39 protein-coding genes and 1 pseudogene are annotated in these 25154 nt (G+C 29.5%); all 40 read right to left on the reverse strand.

From position 1 onward, the window contains the following. Positions 1–57 precede the first annotated feature (57 nt). Positions 58–189 (reverse strand): Com family DNA-binding transcriptional regulator, encoded by a 132-nt coding sequence (locus I4V16_RS00195; protein WP_082422344.1) that lies wholly within the window; start codon positions 187–189, stop codon positions 58–60. A gap of 51 nt (positions 190–240) precedes the next feature. Next, positions 241–837, reverse strand: a complete 597-nt coding sequence (locus I4V16_RS00200) for a bacteriophage Gp15 family protein (protein ID WP_195572434.1) — start codon at positions 835–837, stop codon at positions 241–243. Further along, a complete protein-coding gene (locus I4V16_RS00205) occupies positions 837–1181 on the reverse strand; it encodes a DUF6673 family protein (RefSeq protein ID WP_195572432.1) in 345 nt (114 codons plus the stop codon). The genes I4V16_RS00200 and I4V16_RS00205 overlap by 1 nt, the downstream gene beginning before the upstream one ends. A gap of 197 nt (positions 1182–1378) precedes the next feature. Further along, positions 1379–1855: pseudogene (locus I4V16_RS00210) on the reverse strand (hypothetical protein); the annotation flags it as partial. Between the two features lies 1 nt (position 1856). Beyond that, positions 1857–2288, reverse strand: coding sequence for a chloramphenicol resistance protein (locus I4V16_RS00215; protein ID WP_195572430.1), 432 nt, complete (start codon positions 2286–2288; stop codon positions 1857–1859). Beyond that, positions 2285–2644, reverse strand: a complete 360-nt coding sequence (locus I4V16_RS00220) for a minor capsid protein (RefSeq protein WP_027640110.1) — start codon at positions 2642–2644, stop codon at positions 2285–2287. Before I4V16_RS00220 ends, I4V16_RS00215 begins: the two co-directional genes overlap by 4 nt. After that, the gene (locus I4V16_RS00225) at positions 2644–3054 is read right to left on the reverse strand and encodes a DUF6751 family protein (protein WP_195572428.1); all 411 of its coding nucleotides are present in this window, start codon (positions 3052–3054) and stop codon (positions 2644–2646) included. Before I4V16_RS00225 ends, I4V16_RS00220 begins: the two co-directional genes overlap by 1 nt. Before the next feature lie 4 nt (positions 3055–3058). Further along, positions 3059–3331: a hypothetical protein gene (locus I4V16_RS00230; RefSeq protein WP_195572426.1), complete on the reverse strand. Its 273-nt coding sequence runs from the start codon at positions 3329–3331 to the stop codon at positions 3059–3061. A 50-nt stretch (positions 3332–3381) separates the two neighbouring features. Then, positions 3382–3717 (reverse strand): collagen-like protein, encoded by a 336-nt coding sequence (locus I4V16_RS17565; protein WP_195572424.1) that lies wholly within the window; start codon positions 3715–3717, stop codon positions 3382–3384. A gap of 73 nt (positions 3718–3790) precedes the next feature. Further along, positions 3791–4822 (reverse strand): major capsid protein, encoded by a 1032-nt coding sequence (locus tag I4V16_RS00240; protein ID WP_195572422.1) that lies wholly within the window; start codon positions 4820–4822, stop codon positions 3791–3793. A 15-nt stretch (positions 4823–4837) separates the two neighbouring features. Further along, entirely contained in the window at positions 4838–5200 is a 363-nt protein-coding gene (locus I4V16_RS00245) for a hypothetical protein (protein ID WP_195572420.1), read from the reverse strand. Between the two features lie 3 nt (positions 5201–5203). Then, a complete protein-coding gene (locus tag I4V16_RS00250; RefSeq protein WP_111919295.1) occupies positions 5204–5392 on the reverse strand; it encodes a hypothetical protein in 189 nt (62 codons plus the stop codon). Positions 5393–5405: 13 nt separating this feature from the next. Next, positions 5406–6041, reverse strand: a complete 636-nt coding sequence (locus I4V16_RS00255) for a DUF4355 domain-containing protein (protein WP_195572418.1) — start codon at positions 6039–6041, stop codon at positions 5406–5408. Positions 6042–6182: 141 nt separating this feature from the next. Beyond that, a complete protein-coding gene (locus I4V16_RS00260) occupies positions 6183–6560 on the reverse strand; it encodes a PGDYG domain-containing protein (RefSeq protein WP_243275730.1) in 378 nt (125 codons plus the stop codon). Positions 6561–6722: 162 nt separating this feature from the next. Continuing rightward, complete coding sequence (locus I4V16_RS00265; protein ID WP_195572416.1) at positions 6723–7049, reverse strand: hypothetical protein; 327 nt, start codon at positions 7047–7049, stop codon at positions 6723–6725. Then, positions 7037–8197, reverse strand: a complete 1161-nt coding sequence (locus tag I4V16_RS00270; protein WP_195572414.1) for a minor capsid protein — start codon at positions 8195–8197, stop codon at positions 7037–7039. The genes I4V16_RS00265 and I4V16_RS00270 overlap by 13 nt, the downstream gene beginning before the upstream one ends. Beyond that, a complete protein-coding gene (locus I4V16_RS00275) occupies positions 8197–9537 on the reverse strand; it encodes a phage portal protein (RefSeq protein ID WP_243275729.1) in 1341 nt (446 codons plus the stop codon). Before I4V16_RS00275 ends, I4V16_RS00270 begins: the two co-directional genes overlap by 1 nt. Before the next feature lie 12 nt (positions 9538–9549). Then, the gene (locus I4V16_RS00280; RefSeq protein WP_195963563.1) at positions 9550–11343 is read right to left on the reverse strand and encodes a hypothetical protein; all 1794 of its coding nucleotides are present in this window, start codon (positions 11341–11343) and stop codon (positions 9550–9552) included. A gap of 17 nt (positions 11344–11360) precedes the next feature. Continuing rightward, positions 11361–12008, reverse strand: a complete 648-nt coding sequence (locus I4V16_RS00285; protein ID WP_195572411.1) for a hypothetical protein — start codon at positions 12006–12008, stop codon at positions 11361–11363. Positions 12009–12234: 226 nt separating this feature from the next. Then, positions 12235–12885: a DUF4145 domain-containing protein gene (locus tag I4V16_RS00290; RefSeq protein ID WP_195572409.1), complete on the reverse strand. Its 651-nt coding sequence runs from the start codon at positions 12883–12885 to the stop codon at positions 12235–12237. A 50-nt stretch (positions 12886–12935) separates the two neighbouring features. Then, the gene (locus tag I4V16_RS00295) at positions 12936–13136 is read right to left on the reverse strand and encodes a hypothetical protein (protein WP_195572407.1); all 201 of its coding nucleotides are present in this window, start codon (positions 13134–13136) and stop codon (positions 12936–12938) included. 106 nt (positions 13137–13242) lie between these two features. Further along, entirely contained in the window at positions 13243–13860 is a 618-nt protein-coding gene (locus I4V16_RS00300) for a recombinase family protein (protein ID WP_195572405.1), read from the reverse strand. A gap of 235 nt (positions 13861–14095) precedes the next feature. Continuing rightward, entirely contained in the window at positions 14096–14509 is a 414-nt protein-coding gene (locus tag I4V16_RS00305; protein ID WP_195572403.1) for a phBC6A51 family helix-turn-helix protein, read from the reverse strand. A 618-nt stretch (positions 14510–15127) separates the two neighbouring features. Continuing rightward, positions 15128–15931 carry a hypothetical protein gene (locus tag I4V16_RS00310; protein WP_195572401.1) on the reverse strand — a complete coding sequence of 268 codons (804 nt, stop codon included), beginning with the start codon at positions 15929–15931 and terminating at the stop codon, positions 15128–15130. Between the two features lie 85 nt (positions 15932–16016). Further along, positions 16017–16463, reverse strand: coding sequence for a DUF722 domain-containing protein (locus I4V16_RS17630; protein WP_195963250.1), 447 nt, complete (start codon positions 16461–16463; stop codon positions 16017–16019). Between the two features lie 4 nt (positions 16464–16467). Beyond that, positions 16468–16620 carry a hypothetical protein gene (locus tag I4V16_RS00320; RefSeq protein ID WP_195572397.1) on the reverse strand — a complete coding sequence of 51 codons (153 nt, stop codon included), beginning with the start codon at positions 16618–16620 and terminating at the stop codon, positions 16468–16470. After that, complete coding sequence (locus I4V16_RS00325; RefSeq protein WP_195572395.1) at positions 16617–16871, reverse strand: hypothetical protein; 255 nt, start codon at positions 16869–16871, stop codon at positions 16617–16619. The genes I4V16_RS00320 and I4V16_RS00325 overlap by 4 nt, the downstream gene beginning before the upstream one ends. A gap of 126 nt (positions 16872–16997) precedes the next feature. Further along, positions 16998–17504 carry a GNAT family N-acetyltransferase gene (locus tag I4V16_RS00330; RefSeq protein WP_271821521.1) on the reverse strand — a complete coding sequence of 169 codons (507 nt, stop codon included), beginning with the start codon at positions 17502–17504 and terminating at the stop codon, positions 16998–17000. 135 nt (positions 17505–17639) lie between these two features. Then, the gene (locus tag I4V16_RS00335; protein WP_195572393.1) at positions 17640–17912 is read right to left on the reverse strand and encodes a hypothetical protein; all 273 of its coding nucleotides are present in this window, start codon (positions 17910–17912) and stop codon (positions 17640–17642) included. A gap of 28 nt (positions 17913–17940) precedes the next feature. Further along, complete coding sequence (locus tag I4V16_RS00340) at positions 17941–18147, reverse strand: hypothetical protein (protein ID WP_195572391.1); 207 nt, start codon at positions 18145–18147, stop codon at positions 17941–17943. Positions 18148–18233: 86 nt separating this feature from the next. Continuing rightward, on the reverse strand, positions 18234–20828 hold the full coding sequence (locus I4V16_RS00345; RefSeq protein ID WP_195963249.1) for a CHC2 zinc finger domain-containing protein: 2595 nt from the start codon (positions 20826–20828) through the stop codon (positions 18234–18236). An 11-nt stretch (positions 20829–20839) separates the two neighbouring features. Then, the gene (locus tag I4V16_RS00350) at positions 20840–21073 is read right to left on the reverse strand and encodes a hypothetical protein (RefSeq protein WP_195572387.1); all 234 of its coding nucleotides are present in this window, start codon (positions 21071–21073) and stop codon (positions 20840–20842) included. Between the two features lie 20 nt (positions 21074–21093). Beyond that, on the reverse strand, positions 21094–21564 hold the full coding sequence (locus I4V16_RS00355) for a DUF5651 domain-containing protein (RefSeq protein ID WP_195572386.1): 471 nt from the start codon (positions 21562–21564) through the stop codon (positions 21094–21096). Beyond that, positions 21564–22028 carry a hypothetical protein gene (locus tag I4V16_RS00360; RefSeq protein WP_195963248.1) on the reverse strand — a complete coding sequence of 155 codons (465 nt, stop codon included), beginning with the start codon at positions 22026–22028 and terminating at the stop codon, positions 21564–21566. Before I4V16_RS00360 ends, I4V16_RS00355 begins: the two co-directional genes overlap by 1 nt. After that, positions 22015–22626 (reverse strand): ERCC4 domain-containing protein, encoded by a 612-nt coding sequence (locus I4V16_RS00365; RefSeq protein ID WP_195572383.1) that lies wholly within the window; start codon positions 22624–22626, stop codon positions 22015–22017. Before I4V16_RS00365 ends, I4V16_RS00360 begins: the two co-directional genes overlap by 14 nt. A gap of 58 nt (positions 22627–22684) precedes the next feature. Further along, positions 22685–23272: a hypothetical protein gene (locus I4V16_RS00370; protein WP_195572381.1), complete on the reverse strand. Its 588-nt coding sequence runs from the start codon at positions 23270–23272 to the stop codon at positions 22685–22687. Between the two features lie 2 nt (positions 23273–23274). Next, positions 23275–23898: an ATP-binding protein gene (locus I4V16_RS00375; protein ID WP_195572379.1), complete on the reverse strand. Its 624-nt coding sequence runs from the start codon at positions 23896–23898 to the stop codon at positions 23275–23277. Positions 23899–23914: 16 nt separating this feature from the next. After that, a complete protein-coding gene (locus I4V16_RS00380; protein ID WP_195963247.1) occupies positions 23915–24232 on the reverse strand; it encodes a hypothetical protein in 318 nt (105 codons plus the stop codon). 10 nt (positions 24233–24242) lie between these two features. Then, a complete protein-coding gene (locus I4V16_RS00385) occupies positions 24243–24752 on the reverse strand; it encodes a host-nuclease inhibitor Gam family protein (protein WP_195572374.1) in 510 nt (169 codons plus the stop codon). A gap of 60 nt (positions 24753–24812) precedes the next feature. Then, positions 24813–25118: a hypothetical protein gene (locus tag I4V16_RS00390; RefSeq protein WP_195963246.1), complete on the reverse strand. Its 306-nt coding sequence runs from the start codon at positions 25116–25118 to the stop codon at positions 24813–24815. Positions 25119–25154 lie beyond the last annotated feature (36 nt).

The following is a 25154-nucleotide window of genomic DNA, read 5'->3' on the forward strand; positions in this document are numbered from 1 at the left end:
TACTTTCTTTATAAAATAAAAAAAGCAGGCATTGGCTCACTACTCTATGGTGTGGCTCTAAGCTCTGTCTTTTGGATCTTCTAATTTAATTATCTTTTTGCATCTAGGGCATTTAATTTCACCTTTAACAAAATCAGCTTTTAAGAGTAGCTGATTGCAATTTGCACATCTTATATCTTTAATTCTCATCACCTCGTTATCTATAAAAGCACTAATTTTAATTTAAGATAATTAGAATATTTACAACACTTTACTTAAATCCTCGCTGCTTAATAAAGCTATAGTTATATCATCAAGTTTATTCTGCTCATCCTTAGAAATTGGTATTTCATATAACTTCTGCATCCGCTTATAATAAGCCTTTTGTTCTTTATCCTTAACTTTAGATAAATCCATGCTTCTATATCCCATAATCTTAACTATCATATTATCATCTTTAAGGGACTTGAACATAGCTTTAAACTTCCACCAATGCAAATACTCTATATCTTGCAAATCTACTCCATATTGATCTAAGAAAGCACTATAAATATAATCATCATCATATTCAAAGCTGTAAATTTGAGTAACGCCCTTACTTTTACCATTTCCTTTTGATGAAGATACATCTTTACCACATCTATAAAACCACAGCATTTGTTCTATAGCTTCTTTAATATTTTCAGGTATATCTGGATAATAAAGTTGTAATGCCATAAGAATTTTATCATCTTCATCTATAATTCCATCTTGCATTAATAATTCAAATAAAATAGAAGTACGAAAATCACTATTAATCTCGTACTCCTTATTATCAATGTTAACTGTAGTTGGAACTAAGTCGACCAAAATATTCATTATTTCTTACTTCTTCTAGTAGCTCTATTAGGGGAGTATTTATTCATTAGCCTGTCAAGTTCTTTCTTTTGCTCATTCATTTTTAGAACAAATTCCTCTAAAGCCTTTATACAAACCATCAGATTAACTTTATTTCCAAAAACTTTTTTATCTGTTCCTTCTCCAAACATAGTATTAAATACTTCGAATATAGCTGTACATAATGTTCTTATACCTTCAACGTTATTCATCCCTTGAACTTCTTCTTTTACAAGTTGTAAATTATTCAACACTTCATCAAACTTTTCAGCAACTTCAAGATCATATACATCTAAATCCTCTAATTCAACTCCGTTAATTATCATTTAACGTTCCTCCATTTCTATTTTATAGTCCAACTACTTCCTAATGTAGCAGTCTTTAAAGCTCCATTATCTTTAAATGTGAATTTTTCCAAATCAAAAGGTACTCCTTTAAATTTATCTTCACTATCATTAAATGTTATTCCTGACACAGAAATTTCAGTTACAGAACCAGTATTAGAATACGCTACATCAACAACCTTCTTAGTAAATCCTTCTTCAAATGTCTTTGTAGAAGTATCAAAAGTCCCTTCAATTGGATCACTTTGTCCTAAAAAAGTACCTGAAATTCCTAATTCCCCATCATTATCATCAAAGCTATCTACAGCAATAGCAACTTTAAATTTTCTAGCTCTAAATTTATTTTCTTCAGATGCCTTCTTATCTAAATCAACTATTATATACTCTGTTTCTGTATCAGCACCAGTTAATAACATTTCTCCAATATTTCTTATATACTCAATTGCTTTATCAGAAGCTATTTGATCTGTATTAAATGATATTGACCACTCATAACCAGTAATACTTTGAGTAGCACTTACTTGATTTATATATCTCTTTGAAGTAGTTTGAGCACTTGGACTTTCATTAAGTTCAGTAAAACCAGTTCCTAAAAGTTCAAACATATCATTTACTTTTAAATAATTAGCTTGTATACTTCTCTTTCTAATTCCCATTCTATCTTCCTCCTTTTTGAAAATAAGTAATTCTCATTTGAATTTGATATCTAGCTTTATCAACATCTGTTTGAAATGCATAACCAGTAGTTAAACACTCTATTGTTCTACACTCTTTATCATTTAAATCAGGTAAATTGCCTTTTATATTTTCTTCTTCTATCCAATTTGCAAAATCTTCATAAAAACCACAATTACTTATATTTTGCAATACATCAGGTCCATATGACTCCCTACTACAAAATATAAACTCAAACTTTCTTATGCTAGATCCATCTACATATTTTTTTATTATTGGATCACATGGAGTTTCTTCAATACTGTACATAGTTGATTCCTCACCAAGATAATCAACATTTACTTTTACTGCTCCATTAAATTCCTGCAGATAAGGGCATGTTCTTATAAATTTTCTAATACTATCTATAATCACTTAGCTCTACCTCCTACAAAATCAGCTATTGTTTTAACTACACTATTCCCTTTATCGGCCCAAGCTCTTTTATCCCATCTCTTACCTCTTAAGCCTCCAAAGCTAGTACCTTGTTTACCATTTCCGGCATTCTTATAAAATTGTTCAGCTGCATATGGAGCGTTATACTCAATATTAGTAGGATTAACTTGAACCATCATATCCTTCAATCTACCAGTTAAGAAAGGTGTATAAGGATTCATAATTTTGTAGCATTCCTTAGTAAATCTAACTTGAGCTTTTCCATTCTTATTAAGATACCTCTTAAGTAATATTTTTTCTGTTTTATCCATTTCAATTCTTACAGTTGTAGCCATTACTTACACTCAACCTCCCAATGACCTGACCATTCCTGAACACCAAGAATATTAACAACATCATCAAAATTATTTTCCAAGTCAGTTATTGAGTTAGGTTTAAGTCCTGTAATTTCAAAATCAATTTCACCTTTAACAATTATGTCATTAACTCCAAAAGTAAAATAATTAGGTCTTTCTTCATTGGTTAACTTAGCAAATCTTTTAGGACTAATATATCCTGGTATTTTATCAATAAAAATAATAATGCTATCATCACGATTTAATCCTTTATCGCCAACAGTAGCATTCCTTTTACCTTGCCAATTAACTTCCCTTATAACAACTCTTTGATACCTATCAACATCATTTTCTTTATCATAATACTTATTATAAAGAGTGATATCAGCATTCTTAAATAATACCCCCATAATATCACCCCATTAACTTAACAAATGGAGCTGGTAATAAGTCTTTAATATCATCAGTTATGGTCCATTTTCCTTCATCAGAGAAAGTCATGCTTTGACCACCCTCACTAAATGATTTCACTCCTGGCATTACTTTATAACTTTCAGCTTTTTCAACTAAGAGTTGAACAGCTATTCCATAATTGGATAAAACATATTCTTTAGTCCACTTATGATTACCAGTAACATTTAAATAGCCTTTAATCTTTTCTATTGCAATATCCTCATTAGAGTACATTTAACCCCTCCTTAATAGAAAGTAAAAGAGAGTAACTAAGTACTCTCTCTCTATGCTTCATTCATAAATCCTTTTGCTTTTAGATCTGCAATTAAATTATTAAATGCTGTTACTACTACTGCAACTTCTGCCCCACCATCTAACGCATCTACTTTATTTAATTTATTAATTACTGCATCTGCTCCTTTGGGACCAGCTGGTCCCGGATCCCCTTTTTCGCCTTTTTGTCCAGCTGCTCCTGCAGGTCCGGTTTCTCCTCTTTCTCCTTTTGGTCCAATAGGTCCAGGAGTAAGTTCTATGTTTGCAATCCCTTCTTCTATATGATCTAATTTTGCTTTTGTTATTGTTTCACCATCAACCCATGTTTGCTTTTCATATGCTGCCATCCTTCATTACTCCTTTCCTACTTTTGCCTTACCAACTTTGGCTTTTCCTACCCTAGATGTCTCTAGGGCTTGATTAGGGTAAAGTGATAGTTCCTATTCCTAATTCTTCTCCATGAGGTAATGTTGGTAATGCAGTAGCAACAGCTTTAGTAAATTCTCCAACTGGATCTATAGATGTATAAGTTCCAACGAAAATCTTATTATCTAACATAGAAGCTTCTTCCATCTTTCCATCACCAATAAGTTTAACCTCTTCAGCTGTTAACCCATAAATAGTCTCCCCTAATGTTTCATCTCCAAACATAGATATTACATTTTCAGGGAAATATCTAGCAGTCGTATATCCTTTAGTACTTTCTTTCTTGTATTTTCCTTCATAAATTACTATTTGAGGTAAATCTATTTGTGCTAATAGTTCATTTAATGCAGCTAAAGTAACAATCTTGTCTGAATTAACTCCATAAATAGCTTTTCTTACACTTACACAATTGCAAATAGTTTTAACAACTTTTCTAGAAGTTAGTGCTCTTGTTGGTCTTGAACCACTTTCAGTTTCAACTGCATCAGCTAATGCTGCTAAATCATCTAATGGAGTATCACTTTCAGGTGCTTGCCATGTAAATACCTTTTTGTTTCCATTTGGAACTTTATAATCCATAGTTACTTTAATCTTGTTTTCATTAATAGCAATTTTACCTGTAGATAATAACTCCATTCTCATAGCTTCAACTCTAACCCTAACTGAATCTGTCATTTTTTCAGCATCATTGTAAAGTAAAGATAAGACAAAAGCTAATTCTGAGTCTGTTCTTGGATTATTTATCTTAATAATTTCTTTTTCTGCAATTTTAATCTTTCTCTTAATAAGAGCTAGGCTTGCAACACCTTTTTCAATTGCTTCTCTTGAAGCTAACTGAGTTTCTGTATCAAAAGCATGCACTTCTGCACTTACAGGAAGTCCCCCTGTTCCTAAGATCATGTCAAATTCAATGTCTTGAATTTTACGCTCTGGGAAAAGTGATTCCCCTAACATTGGAGTAACTTTTCTTTCTTTAAAATAATTAACTAATTCATTTGTATTAAAAACTTCTTCTAATCTTGGCATTTATTATTCACCTTCCTATCTAAATTTTATATTTGGTACTTTTGCTTTAGCAGCAGTTTTAGCACCTTCGTCAAAACCATCGAATACTCTATCTTCTCTCAAGTAACCTTCAACTATTATTGAAGCTGGCGCATCTCCGTTTGTTACATCTACTGTTTTATAAAGAATCCCTATAGGATTACCTTCGAAACTTGATCCACTTGGTTTTATAACTACACCTGTAACATCAATGAAAGAACCAGCTTTTACATACTTTCTCCCATTCTCATCAGCTTGAGTAACATTTGAAGCTAATACAGTTCCTGAAAAAGTAACTAAATTCTTTTCAGTAACTAAAATCTCCATATCATTTTCATAATTTGATCTTTTAAAATACATATTCTACTCCTCACTTTCACAATAAACTTTATCAATATTAAATTTTGATATACAAGGCCATAAGTGTTCAATTGTAACAATTACTTCACCATCGTTATTCTCATTAATTCCTTTTAAAACCCCTTTTATTTCACTTCCGTCGCTACCTCTAGCTATTACTTCTTTATTCATTTGAAATTCAGTAATATTCACTTTATCATCCTCCTTATTTATCACCCCAAGGATTACTTGGAGCACTTGATCTTGAATTGTTTTGAGCTGCAATAGAAGCCCCAATACTAATTGGTTTTCCATCTGATCCATTACCAGGTACATAACTAGACTGTTTCATTTTTTCAGTAACTATTGCCTCAAGTCCTTTTGACCAATCTTCAGCTATAGAGTCTATGACTTCCTTAGTCTTATCAAAATCTTCACCTAAGCATTTCTCAACTACACTAGCTGGCAGCTTCTTATCCTTTGCATATTTCATAGCTTCAGCTAAAAGATCTTTTCTTGCATTAGCTGCTTTTTCATCAGCTAGTTGCTTCTCTAAATCAGCTAATTTCTTAGCCATAGGATCAGTAACTATATCAGGATACTTTTCCTTAATAAAAGGCTCAAGCTCCTTCTCTAAATTATTCTCCTTCCAAGTCTTTAAAGCTTTATTGTGATATTTATCATTTTCACTCTCCATATAAGCTTTAAAGTCTTTATCATTTTTCATTTTTTCCTTAAAGGCCTCTAAGGTAAGTCCACTTTCTTTTAGTGACTTAGCTAAATCACTATCTTTTACTAATTCATCAATATCTTGATCATCAGTAGCTTTTTCAATTAGTTTTAATAAATCTTTCTTTAACATATATCCTCCTTATCCCACAAACCTCTTTATGAGCCTTGTGACACAAAATTATTTAACTTAGTTAGTATTTATATCCCCTTGTACAAGAAAGCTTCCACAAGACGATTACAGGCAAAATAAAAAGCCTTAGTTTCCTAAGACTTAAATACTTAACACACTACTACAAGCTAATGTCTGTCTTTGCATTTTGTTAATTGTATCAATTACAGCTTTAGCAGTTTCAATAACCTCTTTATTCGCTGGTTCATAAGTTTTCTCAAATATATCAGGCTTACATGGATACCTCTCTCCATTAACTCCTGTTATTATATAACTACCTTTGTGTATATAATGTTTTCCTTCTAATGTTCTAATATACGGATATTTCTTACCATAATCTGTATCAAAATATTCCAACTCATCTAAATTTAAATCTTGTCCTTCACTTTCAATAATTTCTATGGTATCAAATCCATCTTCTAATCCAGATTTAAAAACTTCAGCATCAATAACTATCGGTTTCTTTCTGTACTTAGCCATATTATTACCTCCATTTATTCATATTAAATTTTCTACACCTGCGCCTATGCCGATTAGTTGTTAAATAATCCATAGTCCAATTTGCGAATAATCTCTTTAACATTTTTCCTCCTTAATTTTAGGCATAATAAAAGCACCTACCATTTAACTTAGTAAGTACTTTTATAAAACCTTTTTTAATACTTCTTTATACAATTCTCTTAATGTCACATCTTTAAGCTCTAAATCTAATTCATCATCTTTATAATCTAAAAGTCCAACATCAGGTAAACATTCTTCTTTGTCTATGTTTTTATAAACCTTTTTTAAATCTAATATCTCAATACTAGCTAAATCATCAGTTTCTCCTACATAATGAAGAAGAACCTCATAATCTGGTGTTTCATATCCATCAGTAGTTATATTGTTACAATCATTTATAAAACAACATTTAGATATAATTTCATCATTTATTTCATTTAAGCTCAATGATTTTACTACTTTCGCCATAACAACACCTTCTTTTTTATATTATTATTTAAATACCTTTTATTAGGGTAATATGCTGTAATTATATCACTATTAACTATCACTATCAAATCTTTTCCTTTTATATTTTTAATATATACATTTTTACCAAATGATAGTCTTATCTCATCTGGATTTTTTAAACTTTCTACTATTTCATCTATATTAGATGGGTTTAAAAATTCCTTATGGTCCTCTAAGATATGCCAGTATTGATCTATACTTTTTCTACTTTTATTTATAACTTCTATAGGTGTTACTATTTCTTTTTTTATAGCTTTTTTCCAATACTTCATTCCATTTTTAGCTTCATTTTCATCCAAAATACCTGAATTAATTTGTGATCTTAATATCCCCCAATTACTTTTCTTAGCAAACAATTGTAAACTTATCACTAAATGTTTTTCATCATCTTCCTGGACATAAAAGCATTGACAATTTGGATGTCTAGGTAAACTCGGCCTATTAGAATCATAAACATTAAATACCTTATTATGATCATTCATGCATTTATCACAAGTATTACACAAACAAGCATTATACCTAACTTTTTTAATTCCATATTCCTTGAAATAATTTTCTGTAACTTTACTTTCTATTCTAGCTATCTCTGTGTCAACTAATCTTTTCACATTATACTTATTAACATCAAATTGTTTTTCAATATGAGACTTAATTTGATTTGCATTTATTTTACCATTGAGAAAATCCTTAATCTCCTTATGAAGCATTTTGGAAATATCATTACCATTATTCCAAACTCTATCTGAGAATTTTAACCCTCTATAGTGTTCATTAACTAACTTTTCAATAAACCTTTTATTATCCTTTAATCCATAATATTTAAGATTCTTCTCTGCTGCATCAATTAATATATTATTAATAGTTTCAGTAGAGTTCTTAATCTCAGCACCAAACATGCTTAAAATCAATTTCGATAGTTTATTGTAACAACTATCTTTTTCTTTTTTATTTAGACTCAACACATTATCAACAATAGTGTAAGTAAGCAAAATCATAGCTATCTCTTTTAAAATATTTTCCTTATTTTCTTCCTGCTCCCTGTATACTTCCTTTAAATCTTCTTCAGATGACTTATAAATATCTTCTAAAAATTTCTCTCTATCCATTATTCATCACCATGTTCTAAATCAGGAATACTTTTCATTTCTTCTTGATTTTCTTCATAAACCTTTTTTCCTTCAGCAACCTTATTATTTACAAAACTCAACAAGCCTCTTCCAGTATCTTTTGAAACAACTCCTTCTGGTAATTGAGCTAACATTTGAGCTGTTGCCAAATCATCACTAGGTATATTAGGAGTATATAAGAACTTAACATCTTTATAATCAAATTTCTTATTCTTTTTGATATCTAAATACTTAAATAGAAATCTAATTCTATTTTTAACCATGTTTTTATGTGCTTTTATTTCAAGTGAACACTTATTTTCCAATACGATTAATCTAGATCTTAAAGCTATACCACTCAAATTACTTTGCAATTTCTCATTATGATTAATATGACATGCGAGTTGATACATTACATCCTCATATCTATCTAACGTATTTTGAATAAATGTATCATTAACATTTTTAATCAACCATGCTGCATCACTATTTTTGTTTTTTAATTGAATTATTCCCAATTTCTTCATTTCAGGAATTTTTTCTGGCTCAACTGATGCATTTTTGAATAGTAAATAAGCATTTCTAAAGTCACTTATTTCATTACCAATATCAGAAAGATTAGTTTCAAAAGCATCTTGAAGTCCTTTTAAATCTTTATAAAGGCTATCATCAACACCTTCTTCTGTTAAATCTCCAATAGTAACTGGCACTTCTCCAAAAATATTTTCAGTAGGCTGTGATATTTCATTAAATTTACTATCAAAGTGATATATCTTATCAGATGTATAAACATCTATATAAGAAATTGTATTTTCAAAATCATTTTTAAAAGCATGAATAAAAAATAGAACTTTTCCTGATACACTATCAAAATAAGCATAGCCATCAGTTGGTTTTATAATCTTACTACAAAAATCCGCATTATCATCTATGTAATATATTTCATAAACCTTTGTGAAAATCAGTAAATATTTCATTAAATCAGAGTCATGTAATTCATTCCAATGAGCTGTATAGTATTCAATATTCTCAACAATTTCATCATTATCACTTCTAGACTCATAAGTAATATCATTTCCAACTGTATAGGCAACTTCTTCTCTTATAAACTTTTTAATATAATTGGTATTTATCTTAAGATTAGACCTTTCAGTAACAAATAAATACTTCCTTATAGCATCTGTATCCCCCCTATAATAGCGATACATCTTCAAGTAAATATTTCTAAAAACACGATATGATCCATACGCTTTCTTTACTAATTTAAGATGTTCTGGATTACTTAAATCTAATCCTATTTCTTTCTTAAATAACTTTTTTATTAATTCACTTATTTTCAACCTTCACACCTCCTACAAACCAAGTAATCTTCTATCCAATAATTGAATTTGTATACTTCCTTCAATAGTATCTATCTTCAACCAAAATTCAGCAGATACGTCAGCAGCATCATCATGTACTGTGAATTTTTGTCCAGCAAACTCCATAAGTTGATTTGTAAATTCTTCATCTTCTTCAGCAAAAATAAAAGTACCATTATTTACGTATGGTACTATCGTTGAAATCTTATCATCCTTATTTTTTCTTTGCATTTCATTAATTATAGTTATATCTCTAAACTTCAGAATTGGATGCTCCTTAATTGCTTTTTCTAACTGGTTTGCATCAGCACCATTAAAGGTGTTCTTTTCAATATTTACATGAGTAATATCTTCATACTCAAGCAAATAATCAACCATCTTCTGAATATATTTATCAAACTCTTTCCTAGCATTTATTTTTTCTAACTTCGCTTTTCTAGCATACTTATTACCATTACTAGATTCAGAACCAACTAAAAATGCACAATAGTCATTGTTTGCACCACCACTTGCAGCAGGATCCACACAAAGCATAGTTTTAATAAAGTCATGAGTTTCTATAGTTTCTCTCGGTTCAGTACTCAACCTCTTAAAGTATTTTTCACCTATGGAATCGACATCCCCTTGAACCTCTTGTTTAAAACTATTTGGATTTTCGTAGTAATCTAACGCAAGTTCTAAGCAATCCCAAAATTCACTCCATAGAGTTTTAAATTGCATTTCCTTTTCATGCTCATAATAAAACTCTTTAGCATCTTCAAGTCTATCTTCATTTTTAAAGTTAAAAAGTATATCTCTAAATTCTTTCCATAGTCCAGTTGAAAAATAATGATCCAATCCATTAACTTTTTCACCCTTTTCATTGATAAAATCATCTATAAATACACCTTTATATTTCTTAAATTTCCAAGTTGCCGATTTCAATAGCCTACTATAGAAACATTCTTTATGTTGCTGTGTTCCCCAAGCCATAAGAACGGTACCTTTTTTAACAATCTTACCATTTCTTTTAACTGGTCTTTGCTTTGCAAACTTAACGTCATCTGAGTATCTTTTCCACTTTTTTTGTCTAGCTTCTTCTGTTCTAACATCATCTTCAGATTGATAATCATCAAGGATGATTAAATCAGGTCTAGTATTTCTATATTTTCTACCTCTCATTGGAGAAGTAGAAGAAATTGCTTCAACAAATGTTCTATTAGTAAACTCTAATTGAGTTGCATTACACTTATAATCCTTATTTGCATCATCAAGCAACTTTCCAAATGCATCTTCAATGTATTTATTTTCTATGACATTATCTTTTATATCCTTAATGAACTTTTCAGCAGTAGATCCTATATCAGAACAAATCAAAACATAAGTTTTATGCTTATAGGCCATACTCCAAATACTAGGTCCCAAAGTACCAAATGCACTTTTTCCAGTACCTCTTGAAACTACTCTGCCTAATTGTTCTGGACCATCACCAATAATAGAATCCTGGATATCCCTCCAAAGTTCATGATGTACTTCAGCTAGTGGAGCTGCAGTATTATCTTCCTTTGGTAAATATATATCCTGTAAAAAATACAAACAAAAAAACTCTAGAGAAATCTGTCCTAATTGCCATGCAAGTCCATGGAACCCGAACAAATTCTTAGAGTTTTCAAGTATACGATTTTCTGTTAATTCCTCAGACTTAGCTTCTGGAATACCTATATCAGTATAGGATTTTTTCAAATAGTGATAAAGCAACCATTTGTTTCTTGCTTCATCACTTGGGAACTCAAATGGTATATTCAAGCTTTATCACTCCTTCTTTAGCTATTTTTAATTATTAGATTTATTTCTTGAAATATATTACTCATGTATACCTCAAAGAATACCAAGAATCTATTAGCATCATCTATTCCTACACAAACATTATTTATATCATCTACACTAACATATTTACTCACTAAGTTTACATCTTTCTCACTTAATTCCCCTCTATTATGAATGATAGCATTTCTTATTTTTCTTAATACATCTAATTCCTGAAAGTATTTCGAATTAGAGTTCTTAATATTTTTGCTATCTAATACTAATTTATAAGCCATAATATTACTACATCTCTCTTTTTTCAAGATATTATTTATTTCTCTTTCAGTAACTAGTAGCGTACAAATTTTATTTAAATATTCTTCTGCTATAGTATAAATATGAACACATAACATTTCAGCCATGTACCCTCCACACAAATTACTGTCTATCAATGTAAACATAAATAAATCAATTCTTTCTTCATGTGACATTTCAATCAACTTTTTATTATCACGTATTTCATTAGTCTTATCTATTTTTTGCTTGTAACTTACATAGTCATCTAATTTCAATTTAATAAATTCAATAACCATACCTATTAAATGTACATCGTATTTAAGTTCTTCAACTAAATCGTTATAATCACCAAGATATTTTATAATCATTTATATCATCCCCTCTCATAAAATACATTATTCTACAAGAGAGTTCATTTTCCTTCTTTATCCAGTTTTAATAATTGCACCGTGTGAATTTCTTTTATACTTCCTAGCTTTCATTGTTTCCCTAAGATCAGCAAACTCATCTTCTAGGATAAATTTCTTACATCCATAATGAGCACATGTAATATATCTATTATATAATAATAAGAACCCTCCATTATGAGAGTTCTTATTTGTTATCTCTTTTATCTATTGCGGCTTTTGCATTCTCAGGTAAAAAGTCAAATGCCTCTTCTATTTTCTTAGGCTGAATTATCATCCTATCAACTATAAAATTAAGCATTGAAAATAATCTCGAACATATATCATCATTATCATCAATATTCATTTCACCAGGATGAACTGAATTATTACCTGTAACTCTTACATAATCAAGTGCTTTCTGAACTTGGACTGGTAAACCCTTCTTTACTAAACTCGCTATATCATCATTTATATTTTTTCCCTTCTCACCTAAATGAATACACAGTTTTTGTAATGCTAGCCTAAGCAATGCTGCAGTCGCTTTTTTTGAATGTGGAAATACTTCCCTAGCCTCATTATACAAATCCTTTATATCTTTTGGCATATCCTCATAAGGTAACGGTATATTAGATGTACTTGGTACTAACATCTTATCGTTACACCAAATATGATAATTTTTGCATGCTTTACAAGTAGTAATACATACCTTTATATCTCCATCTATATTTCCGCTATATATATAACAGTCATCATAATACGTAAATGTTACAAGCTTCTGAACTTGTTGTGCTAATGTATTACAATATGGACATGTAAAAGCATCCACATCTAATGATGGTGCTACATATTTATACATAATATCATCTCCTCCCATAGAAATAATTCTACAGAATTTGGCATTTTCCTTTATTTAAATATATCAAATATGCTAAATGTAGTCTTTTTATAGACTTTATTATAAGCAGCCTTTTTAGGATCTTTCAACCATCCAGCACCTTTCTTACCATAACCAGGTATTAAAGCTTTCTTAACTGCTCTTTTTGCTTTACCAGTAGTCCTTGCTTTTATACTTTTCTTTAGTGAAGGTTTCCTCATACCTATTTTCATAACAAACACCCTCTTAAAATCTGCATTAGCCTTGTACAGCCTCTTTATTTTTAACTAATAACTTATTAGTCTATATAAATTCTAACACCTTCACAAGCCTAATACACTATTTATTTTCATATTGCTTAATTAACTTATAGAAAGATGTCTTTTTCATACTGGTTAATTCCATAGCTTTTACAGCTGTAATTTTTCCATCCTTCAATTTCGTATAAACCTCTTCCCAATTATCAGGATAAGATATTCTTGGCCTTCCAAATTTTTTACCTTTGGATTTAGCTGCTGCAATTCCCTCAGCTTGTCTTTGTTTTATCTTAAGTCTTTCTTTTTCAGCCATATAACTAAGTAACTCAAATACTATATTGGATATTAAAGTTTTTTCTAAATCAGATTTTCCAACAGTATTGAGTATTGGAGTATCTATAACAACTATGCTTATTCCTTTTCTCTCAAGAAACTGCCATTCTTCCTTAATCATAGTCATATCTCTACCAAGTCTATCGAGTTCTTTAATTATTAATGTATCACCAGAACGTAATAAACCATTCTTTAATGTTTGATAACCTTCTCTATTAAAGTCTTTACCAGATTGTTTATCAGTTATTATATCTCTTTCTTGAATTTCAATATTGTTATCTTCACAATATTTAAGAACACTTTCTCTTTGTCTATCAAGATTTTGGTCTTTAGTAGAAACTCGTAAATAAGCAAAAGTTTTATTCATCACAAACACCTCGGTTTTTCAAAAGTATTATAGAAAATGTGGAACTGGTCAACGGGGTAATCGAGGATATCCATTTTAGAAGGTACCCCTACAGCTCTTATCTATAAATACATTTTAAACCTATAGTTCGTAAAAGTAAATATATTTTAACGGACGTTTGTAAAATATTTTTAACACTTATTTGAACCAAAATATAATAATGTTATATTAGTTTGTAATACTCTACCATTACGAACTACTTAATAACCTTTAAATTCTTAATATCTTCAAGCTCCTTCTTTAATTGGTTACTATCTTTGTTCTTATCACTATTGCCAGAATCACTAATATCTTCCTTAGCAGCAGTAGGAACACCAAGAGATCTGTCTAACAGATACTTAGTAGCATTATATTTAACACGTTGATCACTACTCTTATAGGCTAAATCCAACATTACATCTACCAGGCTATTAGTTTCATTTACTATTCTGTTTGTAGCTTTATTTTTAAGGTGGTTTCTGCACTTGTCAAGCTCAGCCTTAAACTCTTCATCTTTCTCCCATCTATATAATGTTCTAGTACTAATACCGACTCTCTTAGCAATATCAGCTTTAGTCAAAGTTCCAGACAATAAATAGTCAATAGCTTGTATCTGATTTTCAGTTAACAAATAAAACACACCTCACTTTCAAAATGTCACATCAATAAAAATAGAGAGTGACTTAAATAATTAATCAAGAATAGTATTTAGAAACAATAAAAGCACCTAAGAATTAACTTAAGTGCTCAATGCTTTTATTTCTATGCTACTATTATAAGACCTTAATTAAGATTAAAACTATCAAGTTAGTATCAAAAAAGTTCGTTTTTATATCATATTAATATCATAACTGTAACAAAAAAACTAATCTATTTTTGTTACAGTTAAAAGCTAGTTATATCAATGGTTTGAGTTGTATTTTTTATCAAAGTAACAATGTAACAAAAATTTATTTCACATGTGCATATATATTATATACATACATTATTATTCTATATATAATATATATAATTATAATTATTACTATATTATTATATATATAAGGGGCTATAAGTGGCATGGCTATGCGATTTTTAAGCGTAACAAGATTTTTTTTAGTTTTGTTACGCTAATTTTAAAATTGTATTTAAATAGCTTGGTTGTACGATTTCTTGATTTTCTAAAGGTAACAAAAATACGCTTAAAGGTAACAAGAAATAAGTAAAAGTAACAAAAAAGAATTAAACTTATGGGTTCTTATTTATATAATTATTTTTTATTACGTATTAATACAGGCATTTCTTCACCACAATATATCATTTGATTTTTTTGTATTGAACTACTTGTTATAATTATTAATTCTTGATTAAAATTCTGTCCAACAATATTAAAGTAATCTAATATAATGTGTACATATATATCTCCTTCAAAGCCTAATAAATCCTTATCTATATCTAATGCCACCTTTACATTTCTCTCTTCTTTTTCTGCTACTAATGGACTATTGTAATTGTAATCTTTCTCACCTATTTTAATTTTACTATCTTCTCTTAACTTTGAATTAATAGCATATAAATCAATATTATCTCCTGGGTATAAACCTTGCAGATATTTTGAATTACTGTAAGCTACTATTTTGAATGAGTTTATTTTTACACTATGTAAAGATATATTTTTTAAAACAAAATTTATCATTAGTATGTTTTTTTCAATCTCAGTATCTCCCTTTCTTTCGGCTCTCTTAAATGGAACTATAGGAGCAACCATTTTAGATCTACCAACTACGAATATAGGCATATTGTTATATGCTGTATTGTTAAATTCAGACTCTTTATTGTCATCTTGTATTTTGTTAGTTTGGTAGGCTGTTAACATTACTGCTGCCATTGTTCCAATACATCCAATAATGCCTCCGACAATATTACTTCCTAATGGTACTATTTCATCCCAATTTAATATTTTACTATAATATAAAAATGCTAATAATAAAATACATAAAAAAATAACAATCATTACGCTATATATTGCTATTTTTAAATAGTTAACCTTATCATACTTTTTATTGCTATTCATATAACCACCTCTTAATTTTAAATTCTATATAGAGATATAAAATCCTTTTAAAAAAAGCACCTAACATTTCTGCTAGATGCTTTTTTTACCTATTTATTAACTTGTAAAGCTGATCTACAAGTTGATTTTTATCTCTTTGGCATTGAGGTTCTGATTTATTTAGCTGCTGAGCTATACTTATCCAAGACGTCTTAGGCTTTGTGAAATATCTTAATTCAATAATCTGCTTTTGATATTCATCCAAAGTCATAAGAAAGTTATCTACTATTCCAGCAATCATAATCCTTTTATTCTTTTCTAATTCTAATTTTTCTATTTCAGGAATTATAATCTTCTCTCTTCTTACAACCTCATTTTCTACATCTGAGTTGAACTTGTTGGTTGGGCCAGTCTTTTCTTCGTATCCTATAGCCCTTAGAGAAATATCATTCTTTAATGCCTTTATTTTTATATCGGTTATATTATTAAGAGCTTCTAAATTTTTATGATTATATAAGTAATATTCAGTTTCCTTAAAGGCTTTATCATTCACTATATCACCTCATTCTGCTTATCTTTTCCTCTAATGATTTCTTTTCTGCTTCAAGCTGAGCTTTATTTTTCCAATCCTTCTTGTTTATAGCTTGTCTAATATCTTTATTAATTTGATTTATCCTATCTCCGTAAACTTCTTTAAAATTAATACTCACTTTCCTACTACCTCCTTTATGAATGATTTAACATCACTTATTGCCTTTAGAACTGTTTCTATATCTTTCAACTCTGTTTTATTAATTTCTAACTCTAACAAGTGTCTATATGCAAACTCTAAATTAGTATGAAAGCTCATAGGTCTCCATTGCTCATTACCAGCATTCTTACCTTCCTTTGGAATATATTTCTCACAAATAATCATATTATTTTCATCTGATTTAATTTTATAGTTTTCATTTATCTTCATATAGATTCATACTTTCTTAGAATTGCGACATAAAAAAATACCGCATATTCACTTTTGAATAATGCGGTACTTTAATAATATTTTAATTTCCTTATATCTTAAATTCTCTAATAAACAAACTAGAATTTATTTAAAACAATCTAAATTATCCCAAATAAGTTTTTCTGAATTGGATTGTGTATTTCCAAAATAGTCTATAAAATCTTTATAATATTTTGCACCCATTTTTTCATACAATCCCTTTGCCTTATCATTTCCTTTTACAATACAAATACTCATATTTTCATAACCTTTAATATAAGCATAATTACCTACTGTATTTATAAGTTTTGTTCCTACACCTTTTTCTCTTGAAATTTCAGAAACATGCAATGAATCTAAATATAGACAATTCTTTAATTCTTCATCTTCCTTACATGCAGAAAAACCTAAAAAACTCTCGTTTTCATACGCAACAAAGATTCTATGTTTTTCTTTAGTCAGATATTCTTGCCATTTTTTAATTTCATCATTAACAGTCAATCCATTCAAAAAGTTATCAGGTAACAAATCTATATATGTTTTTTTCCAATTCATAACATATAAATTTGCAATTGGTTCCATATCTTCAGCGTTTGCTTCTCTAATATTCACTATATTCACCACCTAAAATCTAATTTATACAAATCGAATTTAATATTATTGTAAATGAATTATAGCATATTTTTTAATACCGCACTATTCAATTTTAAAAGATCATTTAGTTCGAAATATCTACAATAGTCTTAATTACTCATTATAAAATTTAACTACTGTCAATCTTTTTGAATTAGCTGGCCAATGCATATAAGAACCTCCATTTTCATCCATTAGCCTAGCCTCAATTTTATTATCATGTCCTAAAATTAAGCTTGTAACAATATGTTTATCAGTTTCTTCACCATCAAATATTACAACTGCACCTGGAATAATTCCTTTCTTAATTGCTTTATGCATCTGATTAATTACATTCTCTTTTACACTTTGCTCTAAGAAACTTAATTGCTCATCTATTTTAATCACCTTCTTCAGCCTTTCTTGCAATTACGACTTACCAATTACCGAACCATATGGTTATACAAGTCATAAGAGCATTACAAATATATAAAACTAAACATATAAGTATTAAAACTATAGATATTACTTCTATACCGACTATTAAATTCTTAACTTTGCTATTTTTTATAAGTATTAATGGTATAATGTTAACCATGGCTATGAATACCATTATTCCTAATAAAACCTCTATAGCATGCATTCTTGATACTCCTTTCTTCTAATATTAATATTTATCTCTTAACTCTTACCAAGTTAAGCTTGTACACTTAACTGAGATTCAAGGAGCTATAAAGCTCCTTTATTATCAAATATTCCTTCTATTAAATTTCCATCTGTTTCTACTGGTGTTAATTCTCTTTCAACTATTGAATCAATATTTAAGCTTCTCATAGCCTCTTTGCTGTATTCATCAAACCATACTGGTTTACCATCCACTCTTAATTGTTTCTTATTGGTCTTTATAATATATCCTGCCTTTGTAGCTTGCTTTTTAAAATCTTTTAATTTTAATGGATTAAACTCTACTGCTCCGACTGTCTTTGCAAAATTTATAATTTGGTTTACCATCTCAGAAGTTCTTATGAATAATCCTGTAGCTTCATCTCTAATAACGTTTTTATAATCAATAGCCCTACCATCTTCTATCATTTGATTGAACTCTATTATCATATTTTCAACTACTGAATTAACCTTTTCACCATTATTAAGAACTTCCTCTTTTATATTGCTGTATATATAATCCTCATAATTTTCTATAGCTTTAATATTATGTTGAGTAAGCAACTTATTAAACAATTCAATTCCAGTTGAAATATTAGCAGCAGTAACCAAAGGTCTATCTTTAAGCTTACCTTTAAATTTACCTTTTTGCCTCTGAAATAATTCCTTGTATTCATCTATACTTACTCCCAAAGCAAGTTTTATCATGCTATACCCTAACTTATTTAATAACTCTGTATTGGATTTTAACCACATTAAACTATTATGAGATTTCTCCGTTCTATCCCTACAAGCTAGATATACAATACAACTTCTTTCAATGGCTGCTTTTTCTGAGTTAGGATAACTTTCTTCTCCTACTAAGATTAAAGGCCTACTAAGTTGAAAATTAACCGTACTTAAATCTTTTTGTCCTTTCTCAACTGTTTGCCTATCATATAAGTTTCTTAATAGATCGCTTAATAAAGAATTTTTAGTAATATTCATATTAGATGGCTTGTACTCTTCATATATTGATGTGTAATTTCCTCTTGATAAGTTAGCTATTAAAGGAAACTCTTTTGCTAATCCAACTGAATTTTTAGCATTTGAAGGATAATTAAAAATTGGTAGTATCACATTATCTAGAATTGTACTTTTTCCTGCTCCTGATTCTCCAACTATAAGAAGATGATGTAATCTACCTTTTATATAATTGTTTTGAGCTACTAGTAAATTATTGAATATCGTACCTATAATACAGGTAGTCTTTTCAGGATTAGTAAATTTAAATAAGTTATTCTTTACTTCTCTTAATTCATCTGTATTTATATCTTCTAATCCTTCTAGATTTATAAGTTTATCTTGAGACTTTATTGAAAGTTTTATATTCCCTTCTTTGTCTAATGCTCCTTGATTACTTATAAATATAAATTCATCATTTCTTTTTATGAATGTATTTCCGTTATGAATTTCATCTATCTCTAAAGCCCAATATTTATTAATCCAAATCTTTAAATCTGTAAGGACATCTATCTTTCCTTTAAATGTTAAATCCATTGTTCCTAAAAACTTTCTAAAGGATTTTACATCATCAAATACAGTACTTACTCCTAGTCTTTCAATTATTTCACCTGTTGAACTTAAAAGCTTTAACCTTATTCCTTCTACATCTTCCTCAACATACTTTAACCTTGAGGCTTCTAAAATTCTAAAGTCAGTAATATATATCTTTTTATCTCCAGCTTCATCATCTGAATTTATTTTTGTTTTATAAATTCCTCTTGAATCTTGCTGAAGTTCAAATTTATTCTTTAGATCTAAACTTCTACTGAAAGCATTAAGTAAATCCTTTTTACTATGTCCTGACTCTAACCAATCAGTTACATCTTTATTGTCACCTAATGACTTAAGACCAGGTAAGTTAATTACTTTATACTCCATTGAATTTTTGAAAAACTCTTCTTTAATCTTATATTTGTATTTCTCTCCTGCTTCTCCAGTATCCCCTAGAACATAAACCTTCATATTCTCTGTATTAATAACACTTAAATCTTTACAACCCTTTATTGAGGTTGCTACAAAGTTTTTATTTTTAAAGGTATTATTTATCATATTTGCATCTTTTTCGCCTTCTACAAATACAATAACCTTATTCTCTTCTATCCCTCTTAATACGTTATATAAATTATACGGAACTTCATCTGTTCCTCGATTATTAATTACTTTATCACCTTCAATATGATAATAAGGTGTTTCCTTTTTACCATCAGGTTTTCTAAATTTAGCTTTCCAATAAATAGCTTTATTATTTATATCAACAAATTTAAATAACCCTAATAATTTACAACCTCTTTTATTATTTTGAAGTTGCCATTCAATATAATCTTTCACCTTATCTTCTAAGCTTTCATCATTGCTCTTAGTAACTTCTAATCCTAAGTATTCTCTTGCTTCAATATAAGACTTATTATTAAGTTTTGAAATAAAATCTATTGCATCTCCTTGCTCATTGCATCCCCAGCATTTAAACCTTTGCTTATTTGCATCTGGAAAGAACTTTACTGAAAGTGAAGGAGTTTTATCTGCATGGAACGGACAACATATATATCCATCCTTGTTAAATCTACTTCCTGTTTCAGATTCTATGAGCTCCTTTAAATCTATATCTTGCAATTCCACTATCTCACCTCCTATATCTCGAATCCTATGGAAGTTTCTCTATCTGTAAGTTTTCTTTCTAATACGGATTCTAATATTTTTTGAGTTTCACTTAACTTTTGAGTTATTAGATTAAATTGAGGTAAGTATTTTTCACTCTCCTCTAAAGCATGTGTATTAAAATAATGCTCTGCATTTATTCTTCTTATTAACCAATAATTAAATCTTCCTTTAAGGGTTAATAACATTAGCGTTTTTTTATCCAAATTACCTACCTCCTTTCAAATTAATCTTCATAACTATACTTACATCTTCCTATACTATTAATTCCTGTAAATTCAGGAATACACTTCTCTTCAAATTCTTTATAAATTTCACATTCCGAACAACTTTTAGTACAATTTCTGCAGTTGTAATGAAGTATTAATTCAACTAATTTGAAATAATCTTTATTATCCTCGTATGCTGCTTCAATTTCACTAGATACTCTTTTCTTGTAGGTATCTATTTCATACTTACTACTTACAAATATTTGAGTTTGTTTTATTGCTTTATTGAATGATTTTATAGCAGTTTTATTTAATCTTGGTAAAACTCCATTTAGTATAGGCTTAACTAGATAAGTAACGCTTCTCTTTAGGTCTCCTTTTTCCTTGGCAGTAAATAAATCACCTTGAACAAACTGTTCTGTCATTTCTGCAACCTTAAGGGCTGCTATTATATTTAACCTTTCAGTTGTACTTAAATAATCTTTCATTACCATACAAGCTCCTTTAATCTATTGAGTTTTTCTTGTTTGAACCTATTAACCTTATCTTCATTGACAAACTCCCTTAAATGAACACACATGATAATTGTTTCAGCTAATCTTTGCTCCACATTACTTTCTATGTCTCTTAATGACTTGCTTATAGACTTTTGAAGGTTACTAAGTACTTCTATTGCTGTATTAAGCAATTCTACTTCACATGTTATATTGGTGCTTATTTTATAGCAATCTATAACTTGTAAATCATACATGACGCTTAATTGACTACACATTATTTCAACATCAGCAATTTCTTCTTCTATGTTATTTTCTCTTTCAATCATCTTATTGTTAACTGCACTAATAAGTTCTGCGCATTCTTCCATAGCAACCACCTTTTGTATTGCCTGCCCAAATGTATTAACAGCCTTGTTACAAATTAATAATTCTTCATCTCTACTAATTACATTCAAACTTCTCATCCTCCCAAATGTTCTCTTCTTCTCTCCAATTTATCTCTGAACAGTATCCTCTAGTTTTAAGAGTTTCATAAATATACGCCTCACAAGTGTTATATATTTCACTCCCAATTACATCCTTGCTTATTGGTCTTATCAAAGTGTTATATCTAAGTTCAATTCCCTTCTTTATCCTGTTATAAAGTGATTTGGGATTATATTCACTTCTATAATTTCCTGTTCTAATATTTACATCATAGTTAGGATCTTCTACTAAAACAAAAAATTTAATTTTATGCATATTTAAATGTGCCATTTCAGTTTTTATCCTTACACCATCATCCTTAAAATTTGATGCAAGTTCATCTATACAGGCCTTTCTCTCTATTGCAATATCCATATCAAAGTAAATATCTCTATCTTGCCCTTTAAATGAGCCCTTAGGTAGCATGCAAGAATAATCACCAAATTCGAGTTTTTTAACTATATATTTAATCTTATGCTTATCAAACCAACTTAAAATGTGACTATTATTTTGCTCCCTGGTATCAACAATAATTGTTGTGTTCTTCTTTATATTGTCTATCTCTTTATCTGTAAATCTGTAATTCACCTTATCCCTCTTTTCTATAAAAGGGTAGGCAATAACCTACCCACTTATCAGTTTCCTTCTAAAATGGCATATCTTCATCATTTACTGGTATAAAGTCATCAAATCCACTTGAAGTTGTGCTATTATTACTTGAATTTAAAAGCTTATCCTTAGGTACTTCAACTCTACCTTCTTTTACATCCTCTACAGTTCTGAACCCTGTGCACTTAGTTGAAAACTTCTCTTCTCCATAACTGTTGTAATATTGTTCTCTTCCGAAAACTCCACCAACTAATTTCCCCTTAAAACAATTACAGAAATTATCCCCCCATTGAACTTTAAATCCTGGATTAGATTGCTCTACCATTTCTATAAAAGTTTTAAAACCTCTTGATGTATTCCCATCTTTATCTAATACAAGCTGCCTTACAGTTCCACCTATAGGCCATTTCTTAGGCTCCCTAGTATCATTCTTATAACTATCTGTATAATAATTAGGTTGTTTATCTGTTGAGTGAGTATCAATATAAATCACCAACATATCTTTGTTGGTTCCTCTTGTTTTTGTTTCTTCAACTTTCTTAACAACACATATGTGTCCTCCTAACTCTAATGGCACAAATGATCCAAAAGCTTGTACATTATCATATCCTTGTGGCTTTTGCATAATTAATTCTCCTCACTTTCATTTAATTCATAATATTCTCTAATAGCCATATCGACTAATTTAAGGTCATTATCTATTTCTCTCTCAAACATATCCATTGGACTTTTACAGGTTGTAAATCCATCACTTTGAGTTATAAATTTATGTGTATTTCCATCTGTTTCACATAGCAGCACTATGCTAAATAATCCTTCTAAAGTTAATTGACTATCTATCATCTTTCCTGATGTTTTAGCTTTAATTTTTCCATTATCACCAATTTCACAATGATGAAGAAAATAAACTATTACATCATCAGGTGTTCCAGTGATAATAAACTGTATTAGATTTCTAAAATTAAGAGCTATATCAGTAAATTTGTTATAACCAACCTCTTTAGCTCTATCAAACATTTCAAATGCCATTAGGTATTGACTGTCATCTATTACATATCTCTTTAACGTAGGCTTACTTAGAGCCTTTGTGATATGCTCATATTTTGCATTATTTATCTTGTTAAGTTTCTTTTTGAAAGGTAGTGGTTTACCTGCTACATTGAAAATTCCCACTTCATCTTTTTCAAAATTTCTAAGGCTTGTACTTTTACCGCTTCCACTTTCTCCAAGTATTAATACTGGTAATCCCATATATTCATCCTCCTATCTAAAATGATCCACAACTTCCGAGTAATTTATCTTTATGTTCCTGAAGATTTTCTTCATATGTTTCTATCTGCTCTTTAAGTTCCTTATTCTCATAGCTTAACCTTAAACATTCTTCTTCCCATTCATCTGTTGTTTTCTCTTTCATTTCCTTTAATAATCTATCTGGAAATGCCCATAAATCTTCTTTATTTAATTCAAGTTGTAAAATTAAATACTCACCTTGATAAAAAGCCAATATAATTGAGTCATTATGATGTGTTACTACTGGATCAGTCTTTCCATTAGTTAAGTTAAGTAAAACAGATACACCTGCCATCTCTAAACACCTACTCTACTTTCACTGTAATAGTTTCAGTTTCTTCTATAGTCACAAATGGAAGTACTTCTCCAGTTTCCTTATCTACTCCATTTTTAAAAACTTTCTTAAGCTCTGTTTTATTAACCTCTTCTTTAACTCTAACTAATTCGGGTTTATTGTCTTTAAGATACTTAACTAAAGCTTCCTCGTTTTCGTAATTCCATTTGCTGCTCTTTCTTGCTGTAACTTTTCCATATGGTGTAGATAGCTTAAACTTCTTATCCTTTGCTTTCTCATTCTTGTAGTACTCTTCTAATAAGAAACTAAAGTATTGCTTATCTGCTTCATATTGCTTTAACTCTGCATCTCTCCAAGATGTTATTCTAGCCATTTCTTCTTCTGATATAGCTTTTATATCAGCTTCCTTATTCTCTATTGCCCTAAGTTTTCTAAACGCCCAAGTTGCTCCTTCTAAATTTTCAATTTTGAATCCTTCTCTTTGATCAATAAGATCATTTTCTATTAATAAATTATTCATATACTTGCCTCCTAAATCTTTTTCTGTGTTATAATAACTGTGAGATTTTTAAACTGTTACCTAGGATACTTTGGTCGGTGCCTGGGTAACTTTCTTTTTATCTTGTCTTTTTTTATAAGCTCTAATTTTCATTCTGATACCACTTTCCGTAAAACCATACATCTTGCCTATTTCCTTCCATGAATAACATTCAGACCTTAGACTTAGTATCTCAAGGGCTAATCTATCCTTTTCTTCTTCAGGCATCTTCCTAGTACTTGAAGCCTTAGTTTGCTTTGGACATCTTATACCTATTTCAAATAGTGCCTCATCAACTTCTATAGGCTTAAGTATTGCTAAACAAAAAGCACACCAATTGCCATCCACTTTAACTAGCTCCTTTCTTCCCCCACCTGATAGCAT

The sequence above is a fragment of the Clostridium sp. 1001283B150210_160208_E6 genome (genome assembly GCF_015669365.1).
In the GTDB taxonomy this organism is placed as follows: Bacteria; Bacillota; Clostridia; order Clostridiales; family Clostridiaceae; genus Clostridium; species Clostridium paraputrificum.

Coding starts and splice junctions, on each gene's coding strand:
- I4V16_RS00195 (WP_082422344.1), bottom strand. CDS start 189: ATGAGAATTAAAGATATAAGATGTGCAAATTGCAATCAGCTACTCTTA.
- I4V16_RS00200 (WP_195572434.1), bottom strand. CDS start 837: ATGAATATTTTGGTCGACTTAGTTCCAACTACAGTTAACATTGATAAT.
- I4V16_RS00205 (WP_195572432.1), bottom strand. CDS start 1,181: ATGATAATTAACGGAGTTGAATTAGAGGATTTAGATGTATATGATCTT.
- I4V16_RS00220 (WP_027640110.1), bottom strand. CDS start 2,644: ATGGCTACAACTGTAAGAATTGAAATGGATAAAACAGAAAAAATATTA.
- I4V16_RS00225 (WP_195572428.1), bottom strand. CDS start 3,054: ATGGGGGTATTATTTAAGAATGCTGATATCACTCTTTATAATAAGTAT.
- I4V16_RS00230 (WP_195572426.1), bottom strand. CDS start 3,331: ATGTACTCTAATGAGGATATTGCAATAGAAAAGATTAAAGGCTATTTA.
- I4V16_RS17565 (WP_195572424.1), bottom strand. CDS start 3,717: ATGGCAGCATATGAAAAGCAAACATGGGTTGATGGTGAAACAATAACA.
- I4V16_RS00240 (WP_195572422.1), bottom strand. CDS start 4,822: ATGCCAAGATTAGAAGAAGTTTTTAATACAAATGAATTAGTTAATTAT.
- I4V16_RS00245 (WP_195572420.1), bottom strand. CDS start 5,200: ATGTATTTTAAAAGATCAAATTATGAAAATGATATGGAGATTTTAGTT.
- I4V16_RS00255 (WP_195572418.1), bottom strand. CDS start 6,041: ATGTTAAAGAAAGATTTATTAAAACTAATTGAAAAAGCTACTGATGAT.
- I4V16_RS00260 (WP_243275730.1), bottom strand. CDS start 6,560: ATGGCTAAGTACAGAAAGAAACCGATAGTTATTGATGCTGAAGTTTTT.
- I4V16_RS00265 (WP_195572416.1), bottom strand. CDS start 7,049: ATGGCGAAAGTAGTAAAATCATTGAGCTTAAATGAAATAAATGATGAA.
- I4V16_RS00270 (WP_195572414.1), bottom strand. CDS start 8,197: ATGGATAGAGAGAAATTTTTAGAAGATATTTATAAGTCATCTGAAGAA.
- I4V16_RS00285 (WP_195572411.1), bottom strand. CDS start 12,008: ATGATTATAAAATATCTTGGTGATTATAACGATTTAGTTGAAGAACTT.
- I4V16_RS00290 (WP_195572409.1), bottom strand. CDS start 12,885: ATGTATAAATATGTAGCACCATCATTAGATGTGGATGCTTTTACATGT.
- I4V16_RS00295 (WP_195572407.1), bottom strand. CDS start 13,136: ATGAAAATAGGTATGAGGAAACCTTCACTAAAGAAAAGTATAAAAGCA.
- I4V16_RS00300 (WP_195572405.1), bottom strand. CDS start 13,860: ATGAATAAAACTTTTGCTTATTTACGAGTTTCTACTAAAGACCAAAAT.
- I4V16_RS00310 (WP_195572401.1), bottom strand. CDS start 15,931: ATGAATAGCAATAAAAAGTATGATAAGGTTAACTATTTAAAAATAGCA.
- I4V16_RS00325 (WP_195572395.1), bottom strand. CDS start 16,871: ATGAAGATAAATGAAAACTATAAAATTAAATCAGATGAAAATAATATG.
- I4V16_RS00340 (WP_195572391.1), bottom strand. CDS start 18,147: ATGCATGCTATAGAGGTTTTATTAGGAATAATGGTATTCATAGCCATG.
- I4V16_RS00355 (WP_195572386.1), bottom strand. CDS start 21,564: ATGAAAGATTATTTAAGTACAACTGAAAGGTTAAATATAATAGCAGCC.
- I4V16_RS00370 (WP_195572381.1), bottom strand. CDS start 23,272: ATGCAAAAGCCACAAGGATATGATAATGTACAAGCTTTTGGATCATTT.
- I4V16_RS00375 (WP_195572379.1), bottom strand. CDS start 23,898: ATGGGATTACCAGTATTAATACTTGGAGAAAGTGGAAGCGGTAAAAGT.
- I4V16_RS00380 (WP_195963247.1), bottom strand. CDS start 24,232: ATGGCAGGTGTATCTGTTTTACTTAACTTAACTAATGGAAAGACTGAT.
- I4V16_RS00385 (WP_195572374.1), bottom strand. CDS start 24,752: ATGAATAATTTATTAATAGAAAATGATCTTATTGATCAAAGAGAAGGA.